Origin of the sequence: Nocardia tenerifensis NBRC 101015, assembly GCF_000308715.1 — a bacterium.
Lineage (GTDB): Bacteria > Actinomycetota > Actinomycetes > Mycobacteriales > Mycobacteriaceae > Nocardia > Nocardia tenerifensis.
Genome location: NZ_BAGH01000241.1, coordinates 29,209 through 50,754 on the forward strand (window position 1 = coordinate 29,209; position 21,546 = coordinate 50,754).

Genomic DNA, 21,546 nt, shown 5'->3' on the forward strand with positions numbered 1-21,546 from the left:
CGAGAATCAGGCGAGGTAGACGGGGAACGAGGCCAAGTCGTTTTGGGTGAGGACTGGGAGGTTGCGGATTTCCTCGACCGGGACTGCGAGACGGAGGTTGGGGAAGCGGTTGAAGAGGGCGGGGAGGGCGATTCCCGCTTCGAGGCGGGAGAGGGCGGCGCCGGGGCAGATGTGCGGTCCGTGGCCGAAAGTCATGTGGCGGTTGGAGGTTGAGCGGGTGAGGTCGAACTCGTCGGAGTCCTCGCCGTGCACGGCGGTGTCGCGGCCGATGGCGCGGTAGGACATGACGACGCCCTCGCCTTTCTCGATCACCGTGTCGCCGATGGTGATGTCCTCGGTGGCGAAGCGCATGAGGAGGTGGGTGACGGGGCTGTCCCAGCGCAGCGTCTCCTCGACCGCCTGCTTCCACTCGATGTCCCCGGAGCGGACCTTGTCGAGCTGTTCGGGGCGGGTGAGCAGGGCGCGCACGGCGTTGAGGATGAGCCCGACGGTGGTCTCGTGACCGGCGGCGACCAGCGCCTTCAGGTTGCCGACCACCTCTTCCTCGGTCAGCGGCTCACCGCCGTCGGCGGCGAGGATGAGGGCGCTGGTGAGGTCGTCGGTGGGTTCGGCGGTCTTCTTGCGCACCAAATCCGTGTAGTAGACGTCCATTTCGTCGATCACGCGCAACCGCTCGTCCTGCGGGGTGAGCAGCGAGAAGAACGCCTTGTACCAGTCGAGCAGCATCGGATGGTCGGCGCGGTCCACGCCCATCAGCTCGCTGACGACGCGCATCGGCAGCGGGTAGGCGAACACCTCCTTGAGATCCACCACGGCGCCGCCGTCGCCCGCCGCGCTGAGATCCTCCAGGAGCTCCGCGGTCAGCCGCTCGATGGTGGGGCGCAGCTCGGCTAGTCGACGGGGCGACAACGCCTGCGTGGTCTTGATCCGCAGCCGCCGGTGTTCGGCCCCGTCGACGGTGAACATGGAGCGGCCCGCGTCGATCATGCCGATCAGCGGCCACTGGCGCGTCACCACGCCGGAGTTCCACAGCGACCAGCCGTTGATGTCCTTGATGAGCCGGGGGTCGACGAGCAACTGCCTGGCCACGGAGTGCTCGGTGATGGTCCAGGCGGGCACGCCGAGCAGCTCGATGCGGGCGACCGGTCCCGCGGCGCGCAGGTGAGCGGTCTCTCCAGCGAGGTCACCGACCATCGGATCGATGGCGAACGGACATGTTTGGGTCACTGGGTACCTCCGACTGCACGAACTGGGGTGAAACGAACCGGCAAGGAAGTCATGCCGCGCAGGAACGCCGACGGACGGCGGACCAGGTTCTGCGCGGGAACCGACAGGTCGATATCGGGCAGCCGATCCAGCAGCACCTCGATGCTGGTCCGCGCGATGATCTCGGCCAGTTGCTGAGCGGGGAACGGGCACCGGTACTCGCCGTAGCTGAACGCGAAGTGCGCGCTGTTGCCCGCGTGCGCCGGCTCGACACCGTCGACGAGGTGCTGACGCACGTGCGGGTCCGCGTTGGCGGCGGCGAGCCCGAGCAGCAACATGTCGCCGGCCCGAATTACCTTGTCGGCCAAGCGGGTATCGCGCGCCGCCCAGCGTCCGGCGAGGATCTGGGTGGGCGTGTCCTCCCACAGCACCTCGTTCATCGCCTCGCCGACGCTGCGCCGCCCGCCGCCGAGCGCGGCCGCGAACCGGTCGTCGGTGAGCATGAGCCGCACCGAGTTGCCGATCCAGTCGGCGGTGGGCAGATGCCCGGCGGCGGTGACCGCCATCAGGTCCTGCACGTACTCTTCGTCGCTGAACTGACCGGGGTGCGCCAGCATTCGCGACACCAGATCGTGGCCGGGCCTGGCCTTCTTCGCGGCGAGCACCTGCTGCATCTGCTCGTAGTAGCGCCCGTAGGCCGCCTGCGCGTCCGCGCCGCCGTCGGCGAGCGCCTTCATGCTCCACGCCAGGCGCGGCCCGTCCTCGTCGGGGAAGCCGAGCGCCCAGGCCAGCGCGAGCACCGGCATCGGCACCGCGAACTCGGCGACCAGGTCGGCCTCGCCCCGGCCGCAGAACCCGTCGATCAGCCGGTCGGCCACATCCTCACAGGTGCGGCGCAATTCGAACGGGTCGACGGATTCGAGCGCGGGCTCGACCATCGCGACGTGCCTGCGGTGCTCGGCGCCCGCGGTGAAGTAGATCGACGGCCGCGGCTGCCCGACCATCGGCAGCAGCGGCCAGTCCTCGGGAATGTTGGGCCACTGGTTCCACAGGGCGACGTCGCGCGGGAACAGCTCGGGATCGCTGGTGACCTGATGCAGCTCGCGATACCCGATGACCAGCCACGCCGGGACATTGCCCGGCAGCTCGACGGCGACGACGGGCCCGTGCTCGCGGCGCATCTCGCGGTAGAGGTGCTGCGGGTCGGTGTGGAAGCGCGGGCCGCTCAGCGGCACCGCGCCGGGCTGGACCGGGCAGCCGCCGGTGGCGGCCGACGCCGCGCTCGGGGTGGTCATGATGCGGTCTCCGCTCGCGGGGCGTCGGCATAGAGGTGCTCGACCAGGCTGATGAGCACGCGTTTGCAGGACTCGCGCGACCTGGCGTCACAGTCGATCAGCGGCACGTGCGGGTCCAGATCGAGCGCGTCGCGGACCTCGTCGAGTCGCGACGGTCCGTCGAAGTTGTTGCACGCCACCACGAATCGCGTGCGTTGGGCCTCGAGCCGGTCGATGGCGTACCAGGAGTCGGCGATCCGGCGCTGGTCGACCAGCACGATCGCGCCGAGCGCGCCGGAGAACAACCGGTCCCAGAGGAAGAAGAACCGTTCCTGGCCGGGCGCGCCGAACAGGTAGAGCACGTTCTCGGCGTCGATGGTGATGCGGCCGAAGTCGAAGGCGACCGTCGTCGTCGACTTGCCGGGCGCGCCGGTCGGATCATCGATCCCGATGCCCGCGTTGGTCATCGTGGCCTCGGTGTCGAGCGGGCGGATCTCGCTGACCGCACGGACCATGGTGGTCTTGCCGACCCCGAAACCGCCGACGATGACGATCTTCAGGCCCTGGCGGGTCGCGCTGTTCAGCGGTGCGTCGGCGCGGGCGGGCCGAGCGTCAAAGGTTGCGGAGTCCAACGAGCACCTTCTCGAGGGTGGTGGAGTCGGGCACCGAATTCCACGGCGCGTCAAGGTGACCGGGGCCGGCGTCGGGGTGCCGGACGGTGATTTTGCCTGCGTGCAGCAGGTCCGACAGCAGAATGGTCGCGATGCCGACCGGGATGCGCAGTTCGGCGGCGATCTCGACGACCGCGGTCGGGGCGCGGCACATGTCCAGGATCGCGACGTGCTCGGACTGCATGCCCGGACTCGGATCGCACTCGCTGACCACGAGCGTGACCAGGTCGAAGCTGTCGGAGTCCGGTGTGCTGCGTCCCCCGGTCAGCGTGTAGAGCCGGTCGGGGTCGTCGTCGCGGCCTGGCCTGTTCACGACACGCTCGCTCCCCCGACCCGCGGTGTGGACGCTAGGTGGTGGCCGAGTTGTTCGACCAGCTCCCGCATGTTGTGCCCGACCAGGCCCGCGTCCGCGTCCTCGGCGGCGACCACCGCGATGTGCGCGGCGAGCCCGGCCTCCACGATGAACAGGATGCCGCCGTAGAACTCCGTCATCGATTGGCGCACACCGCCTCTGCCGTCGCCGAACTCGACGGACGCGCCGTGCGAGAGGCTCTGGATGCCCGCGGCGATGGCGGCGAGCTGATCGGCCTTGTCCATGCTGAGTTCCGGAGTGTGGCAGATCTTGAGGCCGTCGCCGGACAGCAGCAGCGCGTGCCGGGCGCGCGGGGTGCGGGCGAGCAGTTGCTCCAGTAGCCAGCTCAGTTGCGACGGAACAGACGTTGTCATCGATCATTCTCCACGGCAACGGTAGGGACGGGGGAGGGTGTCGCGGAGTCGTCGGCGTCACGACCGGCCAACGCCCGCTGAAACGCGCCGAACGCCGCGGGGGTCGACGCGGGCGGGGTGGCCGCGGGTGCGTCGGGTTCGGGGAGCGAGAGGCCGGCGGGGTGGACCGCGGCCAGCGTGCTGCCCCTGCGTCGTTTCGGCAGGCCCATGCTGGTGTGCTCGGCGGTGAGCGGCGGGGCGGGGGCGGCCTGCGGCGCGGGTGTGGGCGCGGCGGCCTCGGGTGCGAGGGCGACCGGCGTCACGGTCGGCGACGCGGTCGGCAGCGAGGGATGGGTGGCCAGCGCCGCCGGTTGCGAACGGTCGACGCGGGCGGTGAGATCGCGCGGCACCACCACGACGACGGCGGTGCCGCCGATGGCCGAGGGCCGGTAGGAGACGGTGAGGCCGTGCTTGCGGGCGAGATGTCCGACGACCGCGAGACCGAGCCGGGTACCGCTGAGCGAGGACAGGTCGGCGGAGCGCTGGCCGCGACCGTCCGGGCTGACGTTCGACACGGTCTGTTCGGCGCGGCGCAGCGCGGACTCGCTCATCACCAGGCCGCTGTCCTCGATGGTGATCACCACGCCCGCGGGCACCTCGGCGGCGTAGACGTGCACCTCGGTGGTCGGTGGGGAGAAGTTGCACGCGTTGTCGAGGAGTTCGGCCAGGGTGTGCATCACACCCTCGGCGGCGTGGCCGGCGATGGCGATCTCGGCGATGGCGCGCAGGCGCACCCGCTGATAGCCGGCGACCCGGCCCATCGCGCCGCGCAGAATCGACTCCATCGCAATGGGTTTGGCCCACCGACGACCGGAGCGGGCGCCGCTGAGCACGGCGATGCTGTCGGCGAGCCTGCCCGCCTGCGCCGTGCGGTGGTCCAGGTGCAGCAGGTCGGCGAGGACCTTGGGGTCGGCGTGCCGGTGCTCCATCTCGCGCAGTTCGGCGAGCATGCTCGTGGTCATCGCCTGCATGCGGCCCGCGGCGCCGGCGAACGCGGCCATCGCCGCGGCCCGGCGGCTTTCGCTGTTCTTCGACTCCCACGCCTGTGCGCCCGCGGCCTCGCTCGCGGCCGCCATCCTGGCCGTCGCCTCGGCGGTCACCGCCTCGGCCGCCCGCCGGGCCCGCTGGGCCGCGCCGCGATAGTGCACCGCGGCGGTTACCGTGGCGCACAAGGCGATCGCGACGGTGACCGCGCCGATGGTCAGCGGCACGCGGAAGTCGGTCGGCGCGAGATACACCGCGACCACCACGCCGACCGAGGTGACGGCGGCGCAGGTCAGCAGGGCTAGCAGCGGCATGCGCAGACGACGGAACAGCGGTTCCCGACGCTCGCCTTCCGGCGCGATCAATGACTGTGACAAGTTCCGTACTTCCGCACTCGCGTTCACCGAGAAGGCATGCTTGTTGAGTCCCGACCCCTCCTGCAGCGTTCGGGCTGCACCAAATGTACAGACCGCCAAGCGGTTCCGCATCTCGATCGAAGAGACCGGCGCGACCGCGACTTCCGCGCCGCGGTGGTTGTATTGTATTGCGCTACTTTAATTTTCAACGACACCGGCGACCGGGCAGCTACCGCTCGGCAGCCCGCCGATCATCGCCTCGTCACGCGGTGGACACACCGCCGCCACCCGCGCCTGCGTCGCATTCGGGTAGGCACGCCGTGCCCGGATTCCCCACGATCCGGATTCGTCCGGAGAATACTGGCAATACAGTGGCGGTGACGATGACCAGCAGTGGAGGGCACGGCGATGACCATGATGTCCATGCTCGGTGAGGTTCGGCCGGAGCACGATCGCGCGGCGGACGGCGATTTGGTGCTCCTGCACTATCTGCGCTCGTTCCGCAAACCGGTGCTCGAGGTCTGGTCGGCGGCGACCGACCGGGGGCAGTTGGGGCGGTGGCTCGGGGCGGTGTCGGGCGGCAACGGCAATCTGACGATCGAACCCATGGACGGGCCGGTATCGAGCCCCATCGCGGTCCGCGTCGGGCACTGCCAGGCGCCGCACGAACTGATCGCGCACGTCGGCGGGTGCCTGCTCGAACTGCGGATGACCCAGGTCGGCGTGGTCACCAATGTCGAGTTGATCCGCAGGCACGTCAGCCCCGACGAGGCGCGCGTGGTCGGCCCGCGCTGGCAGTACCTGCTCGATCGGCTCACCGCCTATTTGGAGTATCAGCCGCTGCCGCGGTGGGCCGACTATCCGAAACGAGCCGATGAATATCGTTGAGTTGGCTGATGTTTCGCTGAGCCGGGCCGTCATTCGGCTGAGCGGCCGACGATCGGCTGAGCATGGTCACAACGGCTGCGTAGCCGTCGACCGGCTGAGCAGGGCTGCAATCGACTGCGCGACCGCCGACCGGCTGAGCAGGCCCGCATCCGGCTGAGCGGCCGTCAACCGGTTGAGCAGGCCCGCAATCGACTACGCGGCCGTCAACCGGCGGAGCGGGCTGCCACATCGTTTGAGCGGAGCCGCCGACCGGCTGAGCATTGCCGCAATCGACTACGCGGTCGTCGACCGGCGGAGCGGGGCCGTCGATTGGTTCGGCGGGTGGTCGAGGCTGAGCGGGCTGCCAAATCGTTGAGCGGAGCCGTCGATCGGCGGAGCATGGTCGCAATCGGCTGCGCGGCCGTCGATCGGCGGAGCAGGGCCGCACTCGACTGCGCAGCCGTCAACCCACTGAGCAGGGCTGTCAACTGGTTCGGCGGGGTGGTCGATCGGCTGAGCGGCTGCCGAATCTTTGAGCGGAACCGTCGATCGAAACTGCCCTCAGAGGAAGAAGCCCGCGATCCCCCATCCCGGCCTGGCCTGCGCCTCGCGAATCCACTCCATGCACGACTCGATGGCGGCCAGTACCTCGTGGTCGATCTCCTCGCGTTGCCGTGGCGGCGTCGACTCCCATTGGACGAGGGCCTCCGCGCATTGCTCGGGGGTCCACTCGCCGTAGCCGGGTAGGTCCGCCGGCTCGGGCAGGGCGGCGGGCAGCGCGTGGTAGACGAAGTCGGCCAGGTTGATCGCCTTGATGCCGAGCTCGGCCAAGCCCTCGTCGACGCGCTCGAGCCAGCCGTTGCGGAACGGGGAGAAGTAGCGGTTGTCCAGGAAGCGGCCGTAGAACTGGCAGATCGTTTGATACGCGTACGCGTACTGGAAGCCATAGGACCGGTCGAACGGGCCGCCCTCGATGACGGCGCGCACCGCGTCGTAGCGCGTGGGGGCGCCGCCGGCGATCTCCTCGGCGAACCAGTCGTCGGCGTGGGCCAGCTGGGCCTTGAACCGGCCGCCGATCATGCGCCGGAGCTTGTCGTCCCGCGAGCCGATCGCGGCCCTGACCCTATCCAGTTCGACGACGTAGACGCTCAGGCTGTAACTCATGAGCGAACATTAGCGGCACCCACCGACAATGAACGGCGCACCGGCGGAGGGCGTTTGGCGTTACGCGGGCACCTCCGAGGTGTCGGTGACGAGTTCGCGCAGGTGGGCGGTGAGCAGGGCGCCGACCTCGCCCGCGCGCTCGAGTTGCACGAGGTGTCCGGCGTCCGCGATCTCGGTCACCGCGCGCAGGTCCGGGACGGACGCGCGCAGGGTCGCGAGCGGGTCGCGGCCGCTGAAACCCTCCATGTCCGGGTCGTGGTCGCCGTACACGAAGTAGGCGGGGACGGTGACGGACGCGTCGGCGTAGTCCGCGGCGAGTTCCCAGTTGCGGTCGAGCGCGCGGTACCAGTTGAGGCCGCCGGTGAAGCCCGTGCGCTCGAATTCCGCGGCGAGGGTGTCGAATTCGGCCTCGGTGAGCCAGCGCCACGGCAGCGGCGGGGCCTCGGGCAGCACATCGAGGTAGCCGGTGCCCTCCGCCGGGAACTGCCAGGTGTCGAGGTAGTGGTAGTCGGCGCTGAGCGAGTAGTACACCCGCGCCAGGAAATCCCTTGGGCGAGCGGCCAGTTCGGCGTCGGCCACGCCGGGCTGCTGAAAGTAGTGCAGGTGCAGGAAGTGTCGCGCGGCGGCCTTGGCCCACAGCTGCGACGGCGCGCGCGGCGGACGCGGCGCGAAGGGGTTGTTCAACACGATCACCCCGCGCACCCGCTCCGGCGCGCGTAAAGCCAACTCCCACACCAGCGCCGCGCCGAAGTCCAAGCCGACGAACACCGCCTGCTCGGCGCCGATGTCGTCGAGCAAAGCGAGCAGATCGCCGATCACCGCGCGGTTGGTGTAGGAGTCGATGTCGGCGGGCGCGTCGGTCTGTCCGTAGCCGCGCAGGTCGGGCGCGATGGCGCGGTAGCCCGCCGCGGCGACGGCGGCCAGCTGGTGGTGCCAGATGAACCAGGTGTGCGGGAAGCCGTGGCAGAAGATCACCGGATACCCCGCGCCCTGCTCGGCGACGTGCATCCGGACGCCGTTGGCCGTCACGAACCGATGCGTCAACTCCACTGCGGCCTCCAAAACCTAGAACGTGTTCTCATTTAACGGTAATGTGCCGAAGTCGTGAGCGGAATACCTAACGCACTGGCGGGCAAGATCGCGGTGGTCACCGGCGCGAGTCGCGGCATCGGCAAAGGCATCGCGCTGGAGCTCGGGGCGGCCGGGGCGACGGTGTACGTCACCGGACGCTCGGCCACGCCGGGGCGACTGCCCGGCACGGTGCACGAGACCGCGGCCGCCGTCGACGCGGCGGGCGGGGTCGGCGTCCCGTTCGTCTGCGATCACCGCGACGACGACGCGGTGCGGCGGCTGTTCCAGACGATCCGCGACGAGCACGGCCGCCTCGACGTGCTGGTGAACAACGTGTACAACTCCCCTGCCGCGGCGCGCTGGCTCGGCAAGCCGTTCTGGGAGGTACCGCCGGATGCCTGGGACGAGACGTTCGACATCGGCGTTCGATCGCATTACGTGGCAAGCGTTTTCGCCGCGCCGCTGCTGATCGAGTCGGGCGGGTTGATCGTCAATATCTCCTCGCCGGGCTCGCAGCGATACATGCACAACGCGGTGTACGGCGTCGCGAAGACCGCGCTGGACCGGCTCACCGCAGACATGGCGCACAACCTGGCCGAGACCGAGGTGACCGTGGTCTCGCTGTGGCCGGGCATCGTGGATACCGAACTGCTGCAACTGGTTCCGGCCGACGCTCAGGGTCAGCGCCTGGTCACCCTGCCGGGCGAGGGCACCTTCGACCTGGGTCAGGCGGAGACGCCGCGGTTCCCCGGCCGCGCCGTCGCGGCGCTCGCCGCCGACCCCGGCCGCCGGTCGCGCACCGGAACCGCTTGGCGCGTGGCCGATCTCGCGGAGGCCTACGGGTTCACCGACGTCGACGGGCGCATTCCCCGCGCGGACTGACCCGGCACGCAACGCCCGAAAACCGCCGCCCCGCAGGCGACGGCCAGACCCCATCACGCGACACCAAGAAACCACCACACCGCGCGCAGCCGCCAGGCATCGTGATCGAGGAGGTCGCCCGCGTCTGTGATTCGTCCTCGCTCATCCCCGTGGTCAACAAGCTCGGCACCATGGGCCTGATCCCGCGCAGATCTGAAGCGACGCCGAGCTGCGCGGCTCTGCACGCGAAGGGCAAGATGCACCAGGTCGCGATCGCCCCATCACGCAACACCAAGAAACCGCCGCACCGCACGCGACGGCTCAGGCTTGGCGTGCCAGGCCAGGTAGACGTGCGACGGCGGCGCATCCGGGATGTCCAGATACACAACGCCCGGGTGCGGCGCGCGGCTGCGGGCCAGGTCGGGCACGCCGCCGATGCCGCGATCGGCCGCGACCAGCTCGATCCACTCGTCGAAGTTCCGGCAGGTGATGATCGGCCGGTCCGGGTCGCCCTCGTCCCACGAACCGGCGTGGGTCGTGCCGGACACCACGTTCACGACCAGGGGGTAGCCGGCGAGATCGGCCCAGCGCAGATCGGTCGCGGTCGCGAGGGGCGAATGCACGGAGACGGCGAGCAACCGCCGCTCGGTCGCGATCACCCGCGAGTCGAAGTGGCTCGGCAGTCGAATCGCCTTGCGGTAGATGGCGATATCGATGGCTCGCACGTCGAGCGCGGCCAGCGGATCGTCGACGCGGCGCAGCGTGAGCCGGCCGCCCGCGGCCTCGTAGCGGCGGCGGGTCGCGGCCAACCAGCTGGTCGGCAGCAGCCAGGCGAAGCCGATTTCCACCGCGGAGCGGGCCCGCAGCCGGGCAGCCACGGTGTCGACATCGGCGAGAACGCGACGCGCGTGCGTCAGCAGTTCGGCGCCCTCGTCGGTCAGCGCGAAGCGCCGGGAGGTGCGTTCGATGAGGCGGCACTCGACGATCCGCTCCAGTTGCTGAATGGTCCTGGTCAGCGCGGGCTGGCTCAGGTGGAGGGCGGCGGCCGCGCGGGTGTAGTTGGCCTCCTCGCACAGCGCGACATACGCCCGCAGATGCCGCAGTTCGATATTCGTCGGTCCGTCCTGCGGATCGGCTCCGTCGGGCAGCGGCCGCACTTCCATGCGTCGAGCGTATACATGGTGCGTAGAAAGCATTTCACAGGGGTGGGAACGAGACGTACGTTCGCTGGAGTGACCGCAACTCGCACAGCACCACGCCACAGCCTCGCCCCCGCCTTCGCGGCCGCGGCCGGGCTCGCCGCCGCGATGGGCGTCGGCCGGTTCGTCTACACGCCGCTGCTGCCGATCATGGTGGACGCGCACCGGATCAGCACCAACGACGGCGCGGTGATCGCGGCGGCCAACTACGCCGGCTATCTGCTCGGCGCCGTCGCGCTCACCTGGTGGCCGGAGTTGAACAGCCGCAACGTTTTCCGGCTCTCCGCCACGCTGCTGATCCTCAGCGAGGCGCTAATGGCCGTGCCCGCGCCGACGAGTGTCGCCGCCGCGCTGCGGCTGGTCGCCGGGGTCACCAGCGCCGTCATCTTCGTCGCGTGCGCCGGGGTGGCCGCGCGGCACGGCAGCAGCCGGGACGCGGCCGGAATCGCCATCAGCGGAGTGGGTTTCGGCATCGCGCTCACCGGGCTGCTGGTGCTGGCGGTGCGGCCGTTCCTCGGCTGGCAGAGCATGTGGCTGGTCTCAGCAGTGCTGACCGCGGCGTTGCTCGTGCCCGCGCTGCGGCTCGACATCCGGCCGGGGCGGCGGGCCGGCAAGGCCACCGTCCGGTCGCGGGGTGCGTGGCGGGCGCTGCTCGTCGCCTATTTCCTGGAGGGTGTCGGGTACATCGTGATCGGCACGTTTCTGGTGGCCGCGGTGAGCGATCAGCGGGGGCCGGTGGTCGGCTCGGCGATCTGGGTGGTGGTCGGCGTGGCCGCGGTGCCGGCGACGGTGCTGTGGGGCGTGGCCGCGCGCCGCTGGGCTCCGGCCGTCGCAATGACGAGTGCCCTACTGGCGCAGTGTGTTTCGGCGGTGCTGCCCGCCGTGTCGAGCGCGGTGTGGCCCGCAGTGATCGCCGCGGTGCTGTTCGGGGCGACGTTCCTCGGGATCGTCATGCTGGCGATTCGGATCGGCGGCGAACTGTCCGACGGGAGCGCCGCCGCGCCGCTCACCGCCGTCTACGGCGCGGGGCAGATGCTCGGTCCCCTGGTCGTCGCGCCGGTGATCAGGGACAGTTATCCGGCCGCGTTCGTCATCGCCGCCCTGGTGCTGGCGGCCGCGACGCTCGCGGCCGGTCTGGTGACCCGCCTGATCAGGCGAACTTGATCTCCAAGCCGATGCCGAGGATGGCGATGACCCACACCAGGCCGGTGAAGATGGTGACTCGGTCGAGGTTCTTCTCCACAACGGTCGAGCCGGAGAGGCTGGACTGCACACCACCGCCGAACAGGCTGGACAGACCTCCACCCTTGGCGCGGTGCAGCAGCACCAGCAGCACCAGCAGCACGCTGGTGATGATCAGGAGGATATCGAGGAACATGCGCATTCGAGAGATTCTAGGCGGGCGTCAGGGGCGGGATTGGGTCGCCCCTGGCTACCGCCGTGTCATTCGCACGAAGTCCTGATTGGTCCGGCGCAGACCTGCCAAATCGGGCGGAGTCCCGCATCACAGCGGGACAAGAGCAGGTTGCGGGTGCGTTGATCGTCGCCCAGGAGCGCATCGACCGCATGCCGCGCGACCTCGGGCGACATGTCCGCATCAAGGGTGAGGGCGCCGTTCAAGTGCCGCCCGGCGTCGGCGAATAATTCATCGCGGTAACTCTCGAGCTGTTCGATCCGGTTGTGCAGCTCGCTGGGATCGGTGTAGTCGTCAAGGACGGTGGCGAGTTCGGAAGGAGCGGACTCTCTTTGGGTGTCGATTTGAAGTGCGCGTAGGCGCATCAGATCTGTCGTGACAGCCGCGAATTGCTGTAGCGCCAGCGCCGCGCGGAGGTGATCGGTCGACATACCGACCGAATCAGCCTGTGCGCTCAGATGCTTATCGGCGCGCTTACGGACCTCCTTCGCCCACCGTTTCATCTGCGCATCGAGCAGTAAGTGACGTACAGATTGTCCGACGCGGCGCCCGTCGGTAGCGGCGAGACGGATGAGGTCGGCCTGCCCACTCTGATCCAGCTTTTCGAGGGCATTGTCCACGGCAACATTGGTTTGCGAAGCGATCAGCACACGCGCATGCGGGTGACGGCGCAGGTACTGGTCGACCAGTTCGGCGATGAAGCTCGTCTTCCCGGTGCCCGGCGGGCCCTGCACCACCAGGAAGTCCTGGGCGCCCAATGCCTTGCGGACAGCGTCCTTCTTGGCACCGTCCAGCTCGCGCTGCCATGAGGGTGGATCGGTGTCGACGGGCATACGATTGCCCGCTGGATCCAGTAGTAGCTCCCGCAGAGCGGGGCGAGGACACGATTGTGCTTGCACAGCCTGGACCGCTTCGCGCTGTCGATTCAGAGCTGCCGCTTCCGGGCCGAGGCGGCGGGCGAGCATTCCGCGTGTGGGGAGATCGGCCCATTCAAGACTTCGAAGTACTATCTGGTCCCCGACTTGATCGACGACCTCGCCCCAGCCAAAAGTGCGGCTGTTGTGGCGGTCTCTTACCTCCCATGCGGTGCCGACGATGTTGTCCTCGACCGATTCCTCAAGTGTGAAATGTGCTTCTCTACCTTGGAACTCGCAGGCCATGTAGATCATCGGTGCGCCCTCGCCAGCGAGGTCGCGCCGCGCCGCCAGCACCCGCAACCACCGATCGAATGTGCCCTCGCTGTCGCGTCCGATCTTGTTGCGCGTCGATTCGGCGAGCTGATCGTGGAAATCGTAGATCGCTGTGGCAAGCGCCCCAAGGGCGCGTTCTGCGGCATCGAGGTTCGTGGGTCTGCGGAAGGTCCAGTCGAATTCTGATGCGAGACGCAGTCCTCGCCCGCGCTGCGCCTCCAGGTGCTCGGCGTCGAGCTGCCGCGCCGAGACGACCGCAGCTTGCCGATCGGCAAATTCACGCTCGCCGTTGGCGAGGCTGAACTCCCACGACTCCCCGATAACTCGGATGCGATCGATTCGGCGTCCACCAGGCATATCGAGCGCGGTCATCCACGTGCAATCGACAAACACTTCACCCGATAGATCTTCGAGCAGTGCCGATTCGGCAGCCCGTCGTCCGCTCGACTCGCCGACGAGCGCTTTGACGGCCGTGTTGGTCAGATGGAGCCAAACCGTCTCTCGCATCGAGTTCCGGCTGGGCACCTGCACACGATCGGCGTGCTTGAGCGTGTCGAGTAGCTCGCTCGCATTCCGCGGCCGGTCACCGGGGTCGGGCGCAACACACGAGGTGAGGATTCGCCGGATCTCCGGAGGGATCGCGGCACTGTCCAACGCACGCGCGACGTCACCAGGGTCTTTCAGCGTCGCTTTGCTCAGGCACTGGGCGGCCAGGACGCCCAGTGAATATACGTCGCGGACATACTTGATCGGCCCGTAGACCTCCGGCGGCGCATACGGTGGCGAGTGGAATGCGCGCACGGTCTGGGTCGGGGGGTCGTCCGCTTCACGAATGGTGGCGATACCGAAGTCTGCGAGCAGAGGTCTGCCGTCGTCGTCGATCAGGACGTTCTGCGGCTTGATATCACGGTGTTCGATGCGCTGCAGATGTGTGTATGCGAGTGCTTCGACCAAGGGATAGACCAGCTCCTGTGACAGCTTCTCCCAGGAAGTCCAGACATCACCATTGGCCAGATCGTCAGCCAGGTTGCGTTCTACCCAGTCCATGACCAGGAAGTAGGTTCCGCTGTTGTCGACCCCGGCATCACGGAAACCGACGATGTTCGGATGCACCAACTTCCGCAGCATCTGGGCTTCGCGCTCGAATACTGTGCGCGCAAGGTCGCCAGATCCGGCGGTGATGAACTTGACCGCGACGAAAGCCACCATCACCGAGATCGGTCGCCTTCCGCACATAGGACAGACCGCCCTCGCGGCGTTCGCTGCCCACCAACGCAAACCGTTCACCGATGATCTCCGGCACCCCCACCGTCCTTCAACGTCTGGCCGGTTGCCGTACCGGACATGACTGGAAAGCATAGAAGGTCGCGACCATGATCGTAAAGCGTTGTGCCGCGTCTGCTGTGCCGCGCTGCCTTTGCTCAGCTCGACCTGGCCAGCCGTCCCACGACCGCCCCCGTCCGAGGCGGAGTCGACGTGGTGATGTGTAACGTTCGATGAGGTGCCGTGCGCAGACGTCGACTTTTACCAGAGACTTCTCGGATCAGAGGGGCCGATCACGAGGTCGCCGGGGTCTTGTTCAATAACCGCCACCTCGAAGAGGTTGTCTCGGTAGACCTCTCGGGAGGACTCGATGCCGGCCTGGTCGAAGCTGATCGCATTGATCGTCATCGTCGTGTAGAAGGTCCACCGCGCCGGCTCCTCCACGACTCGCTTGGGCTGGGTGCATTCCGCGCAGTTTTCGAGCTGGGTTTCGTCGCTCTCGGCGTGCGCTTCGCAGGACTCGAACTGGGTCCAATATACGAAACCTTCGTAGGTCAATGAACCATTAGGAGGCCATTCGAGCTCGATCCACTGGCCGGGCCCAAGGCCGTACACGCCGATTGCCCGCTCCAAACCAGCCTTCTTATCGGCATCGGACCATGGCACGTCGGGGGGCAGCGCGACATCCTCGATGGGGTCCACCCCGGTATACGTGGGAACATCGCTGGCGTAGTCGACTTCAACGTGCTTCTCTGCGGCCCGCGCCAACCAGTGGGCGGTACTCGTGCGGCCTGTGTCGACCTGCTCGTGGTCGAGCTGCGGGGTGATTTCAGCCTCCAGATAGACCAGCGCGTGACGACGCTCGTGCACGACGCGCGATGGAATCCGGCCGATAATCTCGGTTTCAACGACTTCGGCGGCAGCTTCGTCGAGGGTATGTCTGACGTTGCGAATGGCGTCGCTGCCGGAGATCAGTTGTGGCAGCCCGAAGCGCTTGTCCCAGATGGAGGCGGCGATGAGCTCTTGCTTGTCGAGGAGTCCCTGGACGACCACTCGTCGCGCCGCCTCATCCGTAAGTTCCGGATCATGCAGGTACTCGTTCTGGACAGTCTCGAGAATTTTCATGAACTGATCGAACATTCGGGGCCCCTTCCGATTTCAGTCACCAAGATACGCATCTGATGTTGGTCGCGGAAACAAGGGCCTATCGATCAGAGTGACGCGCGTCGGATTCAACCGAGGCATGCCCCATTCCTACAGACCGGACGCATGGCGAGCCACTGCACTTCATGGCTCACCTGTTGATAACGCAGGTTATCAACGGTATTAGAGCAAAATTTGCAACTCGGATCATATGGTTCGTTCAACACAGCAATCCGACCGCAAGGCCGATCGCATGTGCCGAGTTCGATTGCCTACCAAGGGAGTTCGTGATGTTTAACCTCACCGTCGTCATCATCACCATCACGGCCGCTATCTTTGCGGTCGCTGCCTATGCGGTTGCCAAGAACCGCGGCGCCGCTCGTCTGGCGGAGCAGGACGCGCGCCGCCGCGTCGCCGAGGAAAATAGCCGTTTAGCCAAAGTCCAGGCGGAGGAACTGCGTGCGGAACGGGACCGGGCTCAGGAACAGGCTGACCGGGTCACTAACGCCAACAGCGAATTGTCGCTACGGCAGCACGATCTCGAGCAGGGAATCGTGACGCTGACCGGCCAGCTTGAGGCCACCCGGAACGAACTGCGTCACACCGAGCTGAAGGCCGAACAGTTGCGGGCCGAGGCCAGCTCGGGACAAACCGAATCCACGAGTCTTGCAAGCCGGCTGCGGACCGCCGAGAACGAGATCGCGACGCTGCGCGGGAAGGAGCAGCAGCTGGTAGACGAAGTTCAGCGGTTGCGCGTGCGGGTAGCCGAGCTGGACGAGCTGAACCAGGGCCTGCAACAGCAGGCCGTGGCGCTCGAAGCCGTACGCCAGCAGGTAGATACGGCCGGTGCCGAGAATCTGCGATTGCAGCAGGAGGCGTTCCAGGCCCTCGGTGATCAGTTGCTGGCGCGCTCAGAGGCGAGCCTGGTCTCGGCGGCCCAGACGAAACTCGCGCAAATCAGCGAACCGGTGCGCGAACGTCTGGCGCTGATCGACAAGCGGTTGGAGGAATTCGAAGTCAGCCGCACATCGAGCGAGGCGACGCTGCGGCAGGAGATCAAAGGGCTCTCCGAGGAAAGCCTGCGTCATCGCCAGCAGACCCACAGCCTGGTACAGGCGTTGAAGCGTCCCGAAACCCGCGGTCGTTGGGGTGAGATGCATCTGGAACGCGCCGTCGAACTCGCTGGCCTGCACCAGCATTGCGATTTCGACACGCAGGTGCACATTCCGGGTGTCGACGTGTCCCTTCGCCCCGACATGATCGTTCATCTGGTCGGCGGCAAGCACGTCGTCGTGGACTCCAAGGTGCCTATGGACGCCTTCGTCGCCGCTACCGAGGCTGACAGTGACGCTGCGGCGGGGAAGCATTGGGTGGAGCACGCCAAGCAGGTCCGTCGGCACATCGACGGGCTCGCCGAAAAGGAGTACTTCCGCAAGGTTGGGTCGACGCCGGAGTTCGTGATCATGTTCGTGCCTAGTGAGTCCTTCCTTGCTCCGGCCTTGGAGCGGGACCGTACGCTGCTCGAATACGCCGCTGCCAAGCAGGTTTTGATCGTTACGCCAGTGACACTGATCGCGGCGCTGCGGGCGATCGCGTTCGGCTGGAAACAGGAAGCGTTGCGCGAGAACCTGCGTCAGGTCCTCAAGCTCGGCACCGAGATCTATGAGCGCTTGTCGACTATGGGCGGCCACGTGGAACGGCTCGGCTCGGCGATCGACCGTGCGGTGAAGACCTATAACGACACGGTCGGGTCGTTGGAAAGCCGGGTTCTGGTGACTGCTCGCAAGCTCCGGGAGCTGAGTGTTGCGTCCGGCGAGTTGCCGATGCCGCAGCCCAAAGACAAGCTCACCCGACCGCTCGGCAGCGTCGAGTTGCTGGAATCGGCGGCGGCGGAACGGTTGAGCCCGGTTCCGCAGACGGAGGCGACGGTATCCGCAGCTCGCCAGATTGGCACGGAATAGCCCGGCCGTTCAGAGGATCCGGCGCTCTCGAACCGAGAACGCCGGATTTCTGCCGCTCAGCCGCCCGACTGCCATTGCCGATGATCGAATCCAGCGCACAGAAATACGAGGATAACGCCGAACCACTGATATCTGCAGTTTGCACGTCATTGTTGATAACCCCTCTTATCAAGTTATTAAAGGCAGGTCCCGACAAGGCCGGGATAGAGTCTTCTTAGCCGAGCCCAGGAGAGGCCAGCTCGATGACCGGAAGGGAGTAAGCCGAGATGCCCACGAAGCAAGGCGCCGCCGCTTCCAGCCTCTCGGAGGCAAACGCCCGGCTGATCTCCTACGCTGAGATCGCGACAATGGCCCGGGTACAACGTCCCGTTCCCACAACCTGGGCACGTCGGCACAGCGACTTTCCATCGCCAGTAGCTCACGAAGGCACTAGCCCACTCTTCGACGGCCGAGCCGTAGTTGACTGGCTGATCACCACAGGCCACGGCAATACGGACGCCCCCGAACTGCACGCTGAACTGGCGCTGCACACGCTGGCTGGATGGCGCCGACGAGTACCGCCCCGAATCCTTTTGGATGCCCTAACCTCGCTGATCTGCCTGCACCAGCAGCTCGACGCGCCCGTGAGCGGCGGACTAGGATGGCGGTCTCTTGTCGAGCGCGCCGAGAGCCTCGACCCGGATGACACCTTCCTGTTGAGCGAGCTACGCTCCGTGCCGGACGCGGAGCGCATCGGCCCGGCGCTCGCCACGCTCGCCGATGAGCTGACCGAGGCCGCATACGCCCCGGCCGAAGCCTTCGATTGGGTGCTTGACTCGCGCCGACGACTAGGCTCGGCCGCCCACGTCGCCGACGAGTGCGCCCCGGCCATCACCCACACTCTTGCCCGCCTTGCTCTCACCGCGGACCTAGCGGAGGACGCCGTCATCGCGGTGCCCCACGCCCGCTCAGGAGATCTCCTCGCGGCCTTGCACGCAGAAAGGACATCCGAGGCAGAGCATCTCTACGTCGCCGCCGATCCGGACCCGACCCTGGTTCGGCTGGTGCGCCGCCGCATGCTTGTGCGCGGGGTCTACGAGTACCGCTTGGACGTCGTGGAAGGCGTCGATCCTGACACTGACGAATGGGGTGATCCGCACGCCTTGGTCTGTGCGCTCCCATACGAAGCGGCCGAAACCCGCACTGCGCTAGCGGTTCTCGAGCACATCCAGAACCTGGCCGACCTACTTTCGGCCGGCCGTACCGCCGTGGTCCTCGGTCCAGCCGATGCTCTTGTGCACGCGTTGCCAGCGCATGGGGAAGCCGACCGCTTGCGGAGCTGGTTCCTCGCTGAGGGCCTACTGAAGGCTGTGATCAGCCTGCCCGATGGGGTTTACCCCCATCGCCCCGCGTACCGCACAGCGATTTGGGTGCTCTCGCGTACGCCGGAGACAGACCGCCACGGACTCGTCCTGCTGTCCGACCTCACGGCTGAAACCATTACCGCCGCCACCCTCAACACCGTCATCGAGGAGACACACGACTTCCATGCCGCAGGCTGGCGGGCGGACCGTCGGCACGAACCTCGCCGTGCGGTGCTCGTCCCGATCCTTCACCTTCGCCCCGGCGCGGCGCTGACCCCCCAGTACCGCTCGTATGCGAACCGCTACACCCAGCCGGTCTATGAACGCCCGGTGCGTATCTCCGAACTGGAGCTGACCGTTCAGCAGTTCCGCGAGCAGGACCGCGCAGATCAGAGCGCCCCGATCCGGACCAATGCAGTACTCCGCCCGGAAGGACAACCGATACGCCGCACCAGCGTCGCGCGCCTTCTCAAAGAGCGTCGGCTGCGCCGTCTTCCCGGGCACCGTATCGCGGCCGAGCACCTGGCGTCCGATGGCCATTACCCCGTAATCACCCCCGCTGAAGTAATGGGAGTCGCACCCGTCGGCGGCCGGCGTATCGACCGCGCCGTATTGCTCACCGCATACGAACATGCCGAGTTCACTGAGCCCGGCGACATTGTGGTGACCACCAGCCCCGTCTTCGGCGTGTATGTCGACGAAGAGGGCTTGTCCGTGGTCGCTTACCCTGCACGTGTTCTGCGCGCACGGCATGACCGTGATCCCGAACACCCAGTTCGCCCTCGAGTCCTGGCTGCACTACTGCGCGCCGCCGCAGAGCACGGCCGAGTCAACGGTGCAATGCGGGCGCCCCGCCGCATCGAAGATCTGATCGTCCCCGACCTCGATCCCACCGAGGCAGCACATTATGACGCCCTACTCGCCGAGATCAGCCGACGGACTGCGCTGCTACGACAGCAGAGTGCGGCCCTGGACGATCTCGCCCGCCTCACCGCCGCCGGCCTCACCGACGGCACCCTCGCTCTCAACGCATTACCGAACTGACCCGCGCCAACCCGCAGGACCCAAAGGAGACGAAAACCCGCCATGCCTCCCGCCAAGAAGAAGCCCGCCACACAGGCGGAGCTGTTCACCACCTCCACACCCAAGGAAATCCAGGACATTCTCTGGAAGGCCGCCGACAAGCTGCGCGGCTCCATGGACGCCGCGCAATACAAGGAATTCGTCCTCGGACTGATCTTCCTCAAATACATCTCGGACGCCTTCAGCGAGCGTCGCGAACAGCTCGCCAAGGAGCTCGCGGAGGAAGGAATTGAGGAAGAGCGCCGGGCTGAAATCCTGGAGAACAAGGACGAGTACACCGGCGAACACGTCTTCTGGGTCCCCGAGACCGCCCGCTGGTCCTGGATCGCGGCGAACGCCAAAGCCAAAGGCGTCGGCCTGCTCCTCAACGAGGCCATGGACGCGATCATGCGCGAAAACGCCTCGCTTACCGGCGTGCTCCCCAAGATCTTCAACAGCGACAACGTCGACCAGAAGCGCCTGGCCGAGCTCATCGATCTCATCAGCGATGCCCGCTTCGGGGGCGCCGGTGATAAGCCCGCCCAGGACGTGCTGGGCGAGGTCTACGAGTACTTTCTCGGCAACTTCGCCCGGGCGGAGGGCAAGCGGGCCGGAGAGTTCTACACACCTCGGTCCGTGGTTCAGCTCTTGGTCGAGGTCCTGGAACCGTACGAGGGCCGGGTGTACGACCCGGCATGCGGCTCGGGGGGGATGTTCGTCCAGGCCGGCAAGTTCATCGAGGCGCATCGAGGGCGTGGCCACAAGTCCGACATCTCGGTGTACGGCCAGGAGAATATCGAGCGCACTTGGCGCCTGGCCAAGATGAATCTCGCTATCCACGGGATCGACGGCAACCTCGCGGCACGGTGGGGTGACACGTTCGACGACGACAAACACCCGGACCTCAAGGCTGACTTCGTGATGGCCAACCCGCCGTTCAACCTCAAGGACTGGGCTCGGAAGGAGAGCGACCCGCGTTGGAAATACGGCGTCCCGCCCAAAAACAACGCCAACTATGCATGGCTGCAGCACATTGTTAGCAAGCTCGGGGAGCGCGGCACGGCCGGCGTCGTCCTCGCGAATGGCTCGATGAGCTCTCAAGCGAGCGGCGAGGGCGAAATCCGCAAGGCGTTGGTCGAGGCGGACCTGGTGGCATGCATGATCGCCCTTCCGTCGCAGCTGTTCCGTACGACTCAGATCCCCGCGTGCCTTTGGTTCCTGTCCAAGGACAAGTCTCCGCAGGGGGCGCGGCGGTTGGACGACCGGCGGGGCGAGGTCCTCTTCATCGACGCCCGCGCAATGGGCGAGATGATCGACCGCACGGAACGCATCCTCACGGACGCCGACATTGCGAAAATCGCCGACACTTACCATGCATGGCGCGGCACAAATTCTGCCCGCGACGGAGCCCTTTCGTACAAGGACGAGACCGGGTTCTGCTTCACGGCCGACCTGAACACTGTTCGCGAGCACAAGTATGTGTTGACTCCGGGGAGGTACGTGGGGTCGGTCGAGGTGGAAGAAGAAGACGCAGAGGCGGTCGCGGAGAAGATCGCCCGGCTGACAGGAGAACTTTTTGAGCTCTTCGATAGGTCGGACGACCTGGCGATCACCGTACGTGAGCAACTGGAGGCCGTTCGTGGACGCTGAGATCAATCTCGCGGCTGATCGAGTAAACCTCCCTATCGGATTTCCCGACATCCCGTCAGATTGGAGGTGGGCACCTCTAGCTGAATCTTGCACGGGCATTTA

Annotated in this window: 18 protein-coding genes; 6 read left to right on the forward strand and 12 right to left on the reverse strand. The window is 66.9% G+C overall.

Going from position 1 to position 21,546, the window contains the following annotated elements; translation table 11 throughout:
• Window positions 1-6: 6 nt before the first annotated feature.
• Genes ON39_RS19290 through ON39_RS19315 form a run of 6 tightly spaced genes read right to left on the reverse strand, consistent with a single transcriptional unit; the run spans window position 7 to window position 5,277 of the window.
• Window positions 7-1,227: a cytochrome P450 family protein gene (locus tag ON39_RS19290; RefSeq protein ID WP_040736275.1), complete on the reverse strand. Its 1,221-nt coding sequence runs from the start codon at window positions 1,225-1,227 to the stop codon at window positions 7-9.
• Window positions 1,224-2,501, reverse strand: a complete 1,278-nt coding sequence (locus ON39_RS19295; RefSeq protein WP_040736276.1) for a cytochrome P450 family protein — start codon at window positions 2,499-2,501, stop codon at window positions 1,224-1,226. The genes ON39_RS19290 and ON39_RS19295 overlap by 4 nt, the downstream gene beginning before the upstream one ends.
• Window positions 2,498-3,112 carry a GTP-binding protein gene (locus ON39_RS19300; protein ID WP_040736277.1) on the reverse strand — a complete coding sequence of 205 codons (615 nt, stop codon included), beginning with the start codon at window positions 3,110-3,112 and terminating at the stop codon, window positions 2,498-2,500. Before ON39_RS19300 ends, ON39_RS19295 begins: the two co-directional genes overlap by 4 nt.
• Entirely contained in the window at window positions 3,093-3,464 is a 372-nt protein-coding gene (locus ON39_RS19305) for a DUF742 domain-containing protein (RefSeq protein ID WP_040736278.1), read from the reverse strand. The genes ON39_RS19300 and ON39_RS19305 overlap by 20 nt, the downstream gene beginning before the upstream one ends.
• The gene (locus tag ON39_RS19310) at window positions 3,461-3,877 is read right to left on the reverse strand and encodes a roadblock/LC7 domain-containing protein (RefSeq protein WP_040736279.1); all 417 of its coding nucleotides are present in this window, start codon (window positions 3,875-3,877) and stop codon (window positions 3,461-3,463) included. Before ON39_RS19310 ends, ON39_RS19305 begins: the two co-directional genes overlap by 4 nt.
• Complete coding sequence (locus ON39_RS19315; RefSeq protein ID WP_246003253.1) at window positions 3,874-5,277, reverse strand: sensor histidine kinase; 1,404 nt, start codon at window positions 5,275-5,277, stop codon at window positions 3,874-3,876. Before ON39_RS19315 ends, ON39_RS19310 begins: the two co-directional genes overlap by 4 nt.
• Window positions 5,278-5,664: 387 nt before the next feature.
• Between ON39_RS19315 and ON39_RS19320 the strand changes: the two genes are divergently transcribed.
• A complete protein-coding gene (locus ON39_RS19320) occupies window positions 5,665-6,144 on the forward strand; it encodes an SRPBCC family protein (RefSeq protein WP_040736311.1) in 480 nt (159 codons plus the stop codon).
• 540 nt (window positions 6,145-6,684) lie between these two features.
• Here the strand turns inward: ON39_RS19320 and ON39_RS19325 are convergent.
• The gene (locus ON39_RS19325) at window positions 6,685-7,287 is read right to left on the reverse strand and encodes a DUF7691 family protein (RefSeq protein WP_040736280.1); all 603 of its coding nucleotides are present in this window, start codon (window positions 7,285-7,287) and stop codon (window positions 6,685-6,687) included.
• Window positions 7,288-7,347: 60 nt separating this feature from the next.
• On the reverse strand, window positions 7,348-8,337 hold the full coding sequence (locus ON39_RS19330) for an alpha/beta fold hydrolase (RefSeq protein WP_040736313.1): 990 nt from the start codon (window positions 8,335-8,337) through the stop codon (window positions 7,348-7,350).
• 54 nt (window positions 8,338-8,391) lie between these two features.
• Here ON39_RS19330 and ON39_RS19335 point away from each other — a divergent pair, with 54 nt between their 5' ends.
• The gene (locus ON39_RS19335) at window positions 8,392-9,240 is read left to right on the forward strand and encodes an SDR family NAD(P)-dependent oxidoreductase (RefSeq protein WP_040736281.1); all 849 of its coding nucleotides are present in this window, start codon (window positions 8,392-8,394) and stop codon (window positions 9,238-9,240) included.
• A gap of 260 nt (window positions 9,241-9,500) precedes the next feature.
• Here the strand turns inward: ON39_RS19335 and ON39_RS19340 are convergent, their stop codons facing one another.
• Entirely contained in the window at window positions 9,501-10,382 is an 882-nt protein-coding gene (locus ON39_RS19340) for a LysR family transcriptional regulator (RefSeq protein ID WP_051186807.1), read from the reverse strand.
• A 69-nt stretch (window positions 10,383-10,451) separates the two neighbouring features.
• On the opposite strand from ON39_RS19340, the gene ON39_RS19345 reads away from it, so the two are divergent.
• Window positions 10,452-11,582, forward strand: a complete 1,131-nt coding sequence (locus tag ON39_RS19345; RefSeq protein WP_040736282.1) for a YbfB/YjiJ family MFS transporter — start codon at window positions 10,452-10,454, stop codon at window positions 11,580-11,582.
• Here ON39_RS19345 and secG read toward each other — a convergent pair.
• From secG to ON39_RS19360, 3 genes are all read right to left on the reverse strand, one after another.
• Complete coding sequence (secG, locus tag ON39_RS19350) at window positions 11,569-11,802, reverse strand: preprotein translocase subunit SecG (protein ID WP_040736283.1); 234 nt, start codon at window positions 11,800-11,802, stop codon at window positions 11,569-11,571. The genes ON39_RS19345 and secG overlap by 14 nt on opposite strands.
• Window positions 11,803-11,861: 59 nt before the next feature.
• The gene (locus ON39_RS19355) at window positions 11,862-14,231 is read right to left on the reverse strand and encodes a protein kinase domain-containing protein (protein ID WP_040736284.1); all 2,370 of its coding nucleotides are present in this window, start codon (window positions 14,229-14,231) and stop codon (window positions 11,862-11,864) included.
• 315 nt (window positions 14,232-14,546) lie between these two features.
• Window positions 14,547-15,425, reverse strand: a complete 879-nt coding sequence (locus ON39_RS19360; RefSeq protein ID WP_040736285.1) for a hypothetical protein — start codon at window positions 15,423-15,425, stop codon at window positions 14,547-14,549.
• A gap of 293 nt (window positions 15,426-15,718) precedes the next feature.
• On the opposite strand from ON39_RS19360, the gene ON39_RS19365 reads away from it, so the two are divergent.
• The 3 genes from ON39_RS19365 to ON39_RS19375 all read left to right on the forward strand — a co-directional run bounded on the left by ON39_RS19365 (window position 15,719) and on the right by ON39_RS19375 (window position 21,444).
• On the forward strand, window positions 15,719-17,389 hold the full coding sequence (locus ON39_RS19365) for a DNA recombination protein RmuC (protein ID WP_040736286.1): 1,671 nt from the start codon (window positions 15,719-15,721) through the stop codon (window positions 17,387-17,389).
• Between the two features lie 266 nt (window positions 17,390-17,655).
• The gene (locus ON39_RS19370) at window positions 17,656-19,776 is read left to right on the forward strand and encodes a DNA methyltransferase family protein (protein ID WP_040736287.1); all 2,121 of its coding nucleotides are present in this window, start codon (window positions 17,656-17,658) and stop codon (window positions 19,774-19,776) included.
• Window positions 19,777-19,818: 42 nt separating this feature from the next.
• On the forward strand, window positions 19,819-21,444 hold the full coding sequence (locus ON39_RS19375; protein WP_040736288.1) for a class I SAM-dependent DNA methyltransferase: 1,626 nt from the start codon (window positions 19,819-19,821) through the stop codon (window positions 21,442-21,444).
• Window positions 21,445-21,546: the final 102 nt, after the last annotated feature.

What these genes read in the sequence shown, in the direction of transcription:
- ON39_RS19295 (WP_040736276.1), bottom strand. Translation starts at nt 2,501, where the DNA reads ATGACCACCCCGAGCGCGGCGTCGGCCGCCACCGGCGGCTGCCCGGTC.
- ON39_RS19310 (WP_040736279.1), bottom strand. Translation starts at nt 3,877, where the DNA reads ATGACAACGTCTGTTCCGTCGCAACTGAGCTGGCTACTGGAGCAACTG.
- ON39_RS19320 (WP_040736311.1), top strand. Translation starts at nt 5,665, where the DNA reads ATGACCATGATGTCCATGCTCGGTGAGGTTCGGCCGGAGCACGATCGC.
- ON39_RS19325 (WP_040736280.1), bottom strand. Translation starts at nt 7,287, where the DNA reads ATGAGTTACAGCCTGAGCGTCTACGTCGTCGAACTGGATAGGGTCAGG.
- ON39_RS19340 (WP_051186807.1), bottom strand. Translation starts at nt 10,382, where the DNA reads ATGGAAGTGCGGCCGCTGCCCGACGGAGCCGATCCGCAGGACGGACCG.
- secG (WP_040736283.1), bottom strand. Translation starts at nt 11,802, where the DNA reads ATGCGCATGTTCCTCGATATCCTCCTGATCATCACCAGCGTGCTGCTG.
- ON39_RS19355 (WP_040736284.1), bottom strand. Translation starts at nt 14,231, where the DNA reads ATGGTGGCTTTCGTCGCGGTCAAGTTCATCACCGCCGGATCTGGCGAC.
- ON39_RS19360 (WP_040736285.1), bottom strand. Translation starts at nt 15,425, where the DNA reads ATGTTCGATCAGTTCATGAAAATTCTCGAGACTGTCCAGAACGAGTAC.
- ON39_RS19365 (WP_040736286.1), top strand. Translation starts at nt 15,719, where the DNA reads ATGTTTAACCTCACCGTCGTCATCATCACCATCACGGCCGCTATCTTT.
- ON39_RS19370 (WP_040736287.1), top strand. Translation starts at nt 17,656, where the DNA reads ATGCCCACGAAGCAAGGCGCCGCCGCTTCCAGCCTCTCGGAGGCAAAC.
- ON39_RS19375 (WP_040736288.1), top strand. Translation starts at nt 19,819, where the DNA reads ATGCCTCCCGCCAAGAAGAAGCCCGCCACACAGGCGGAGCTGTTCACC.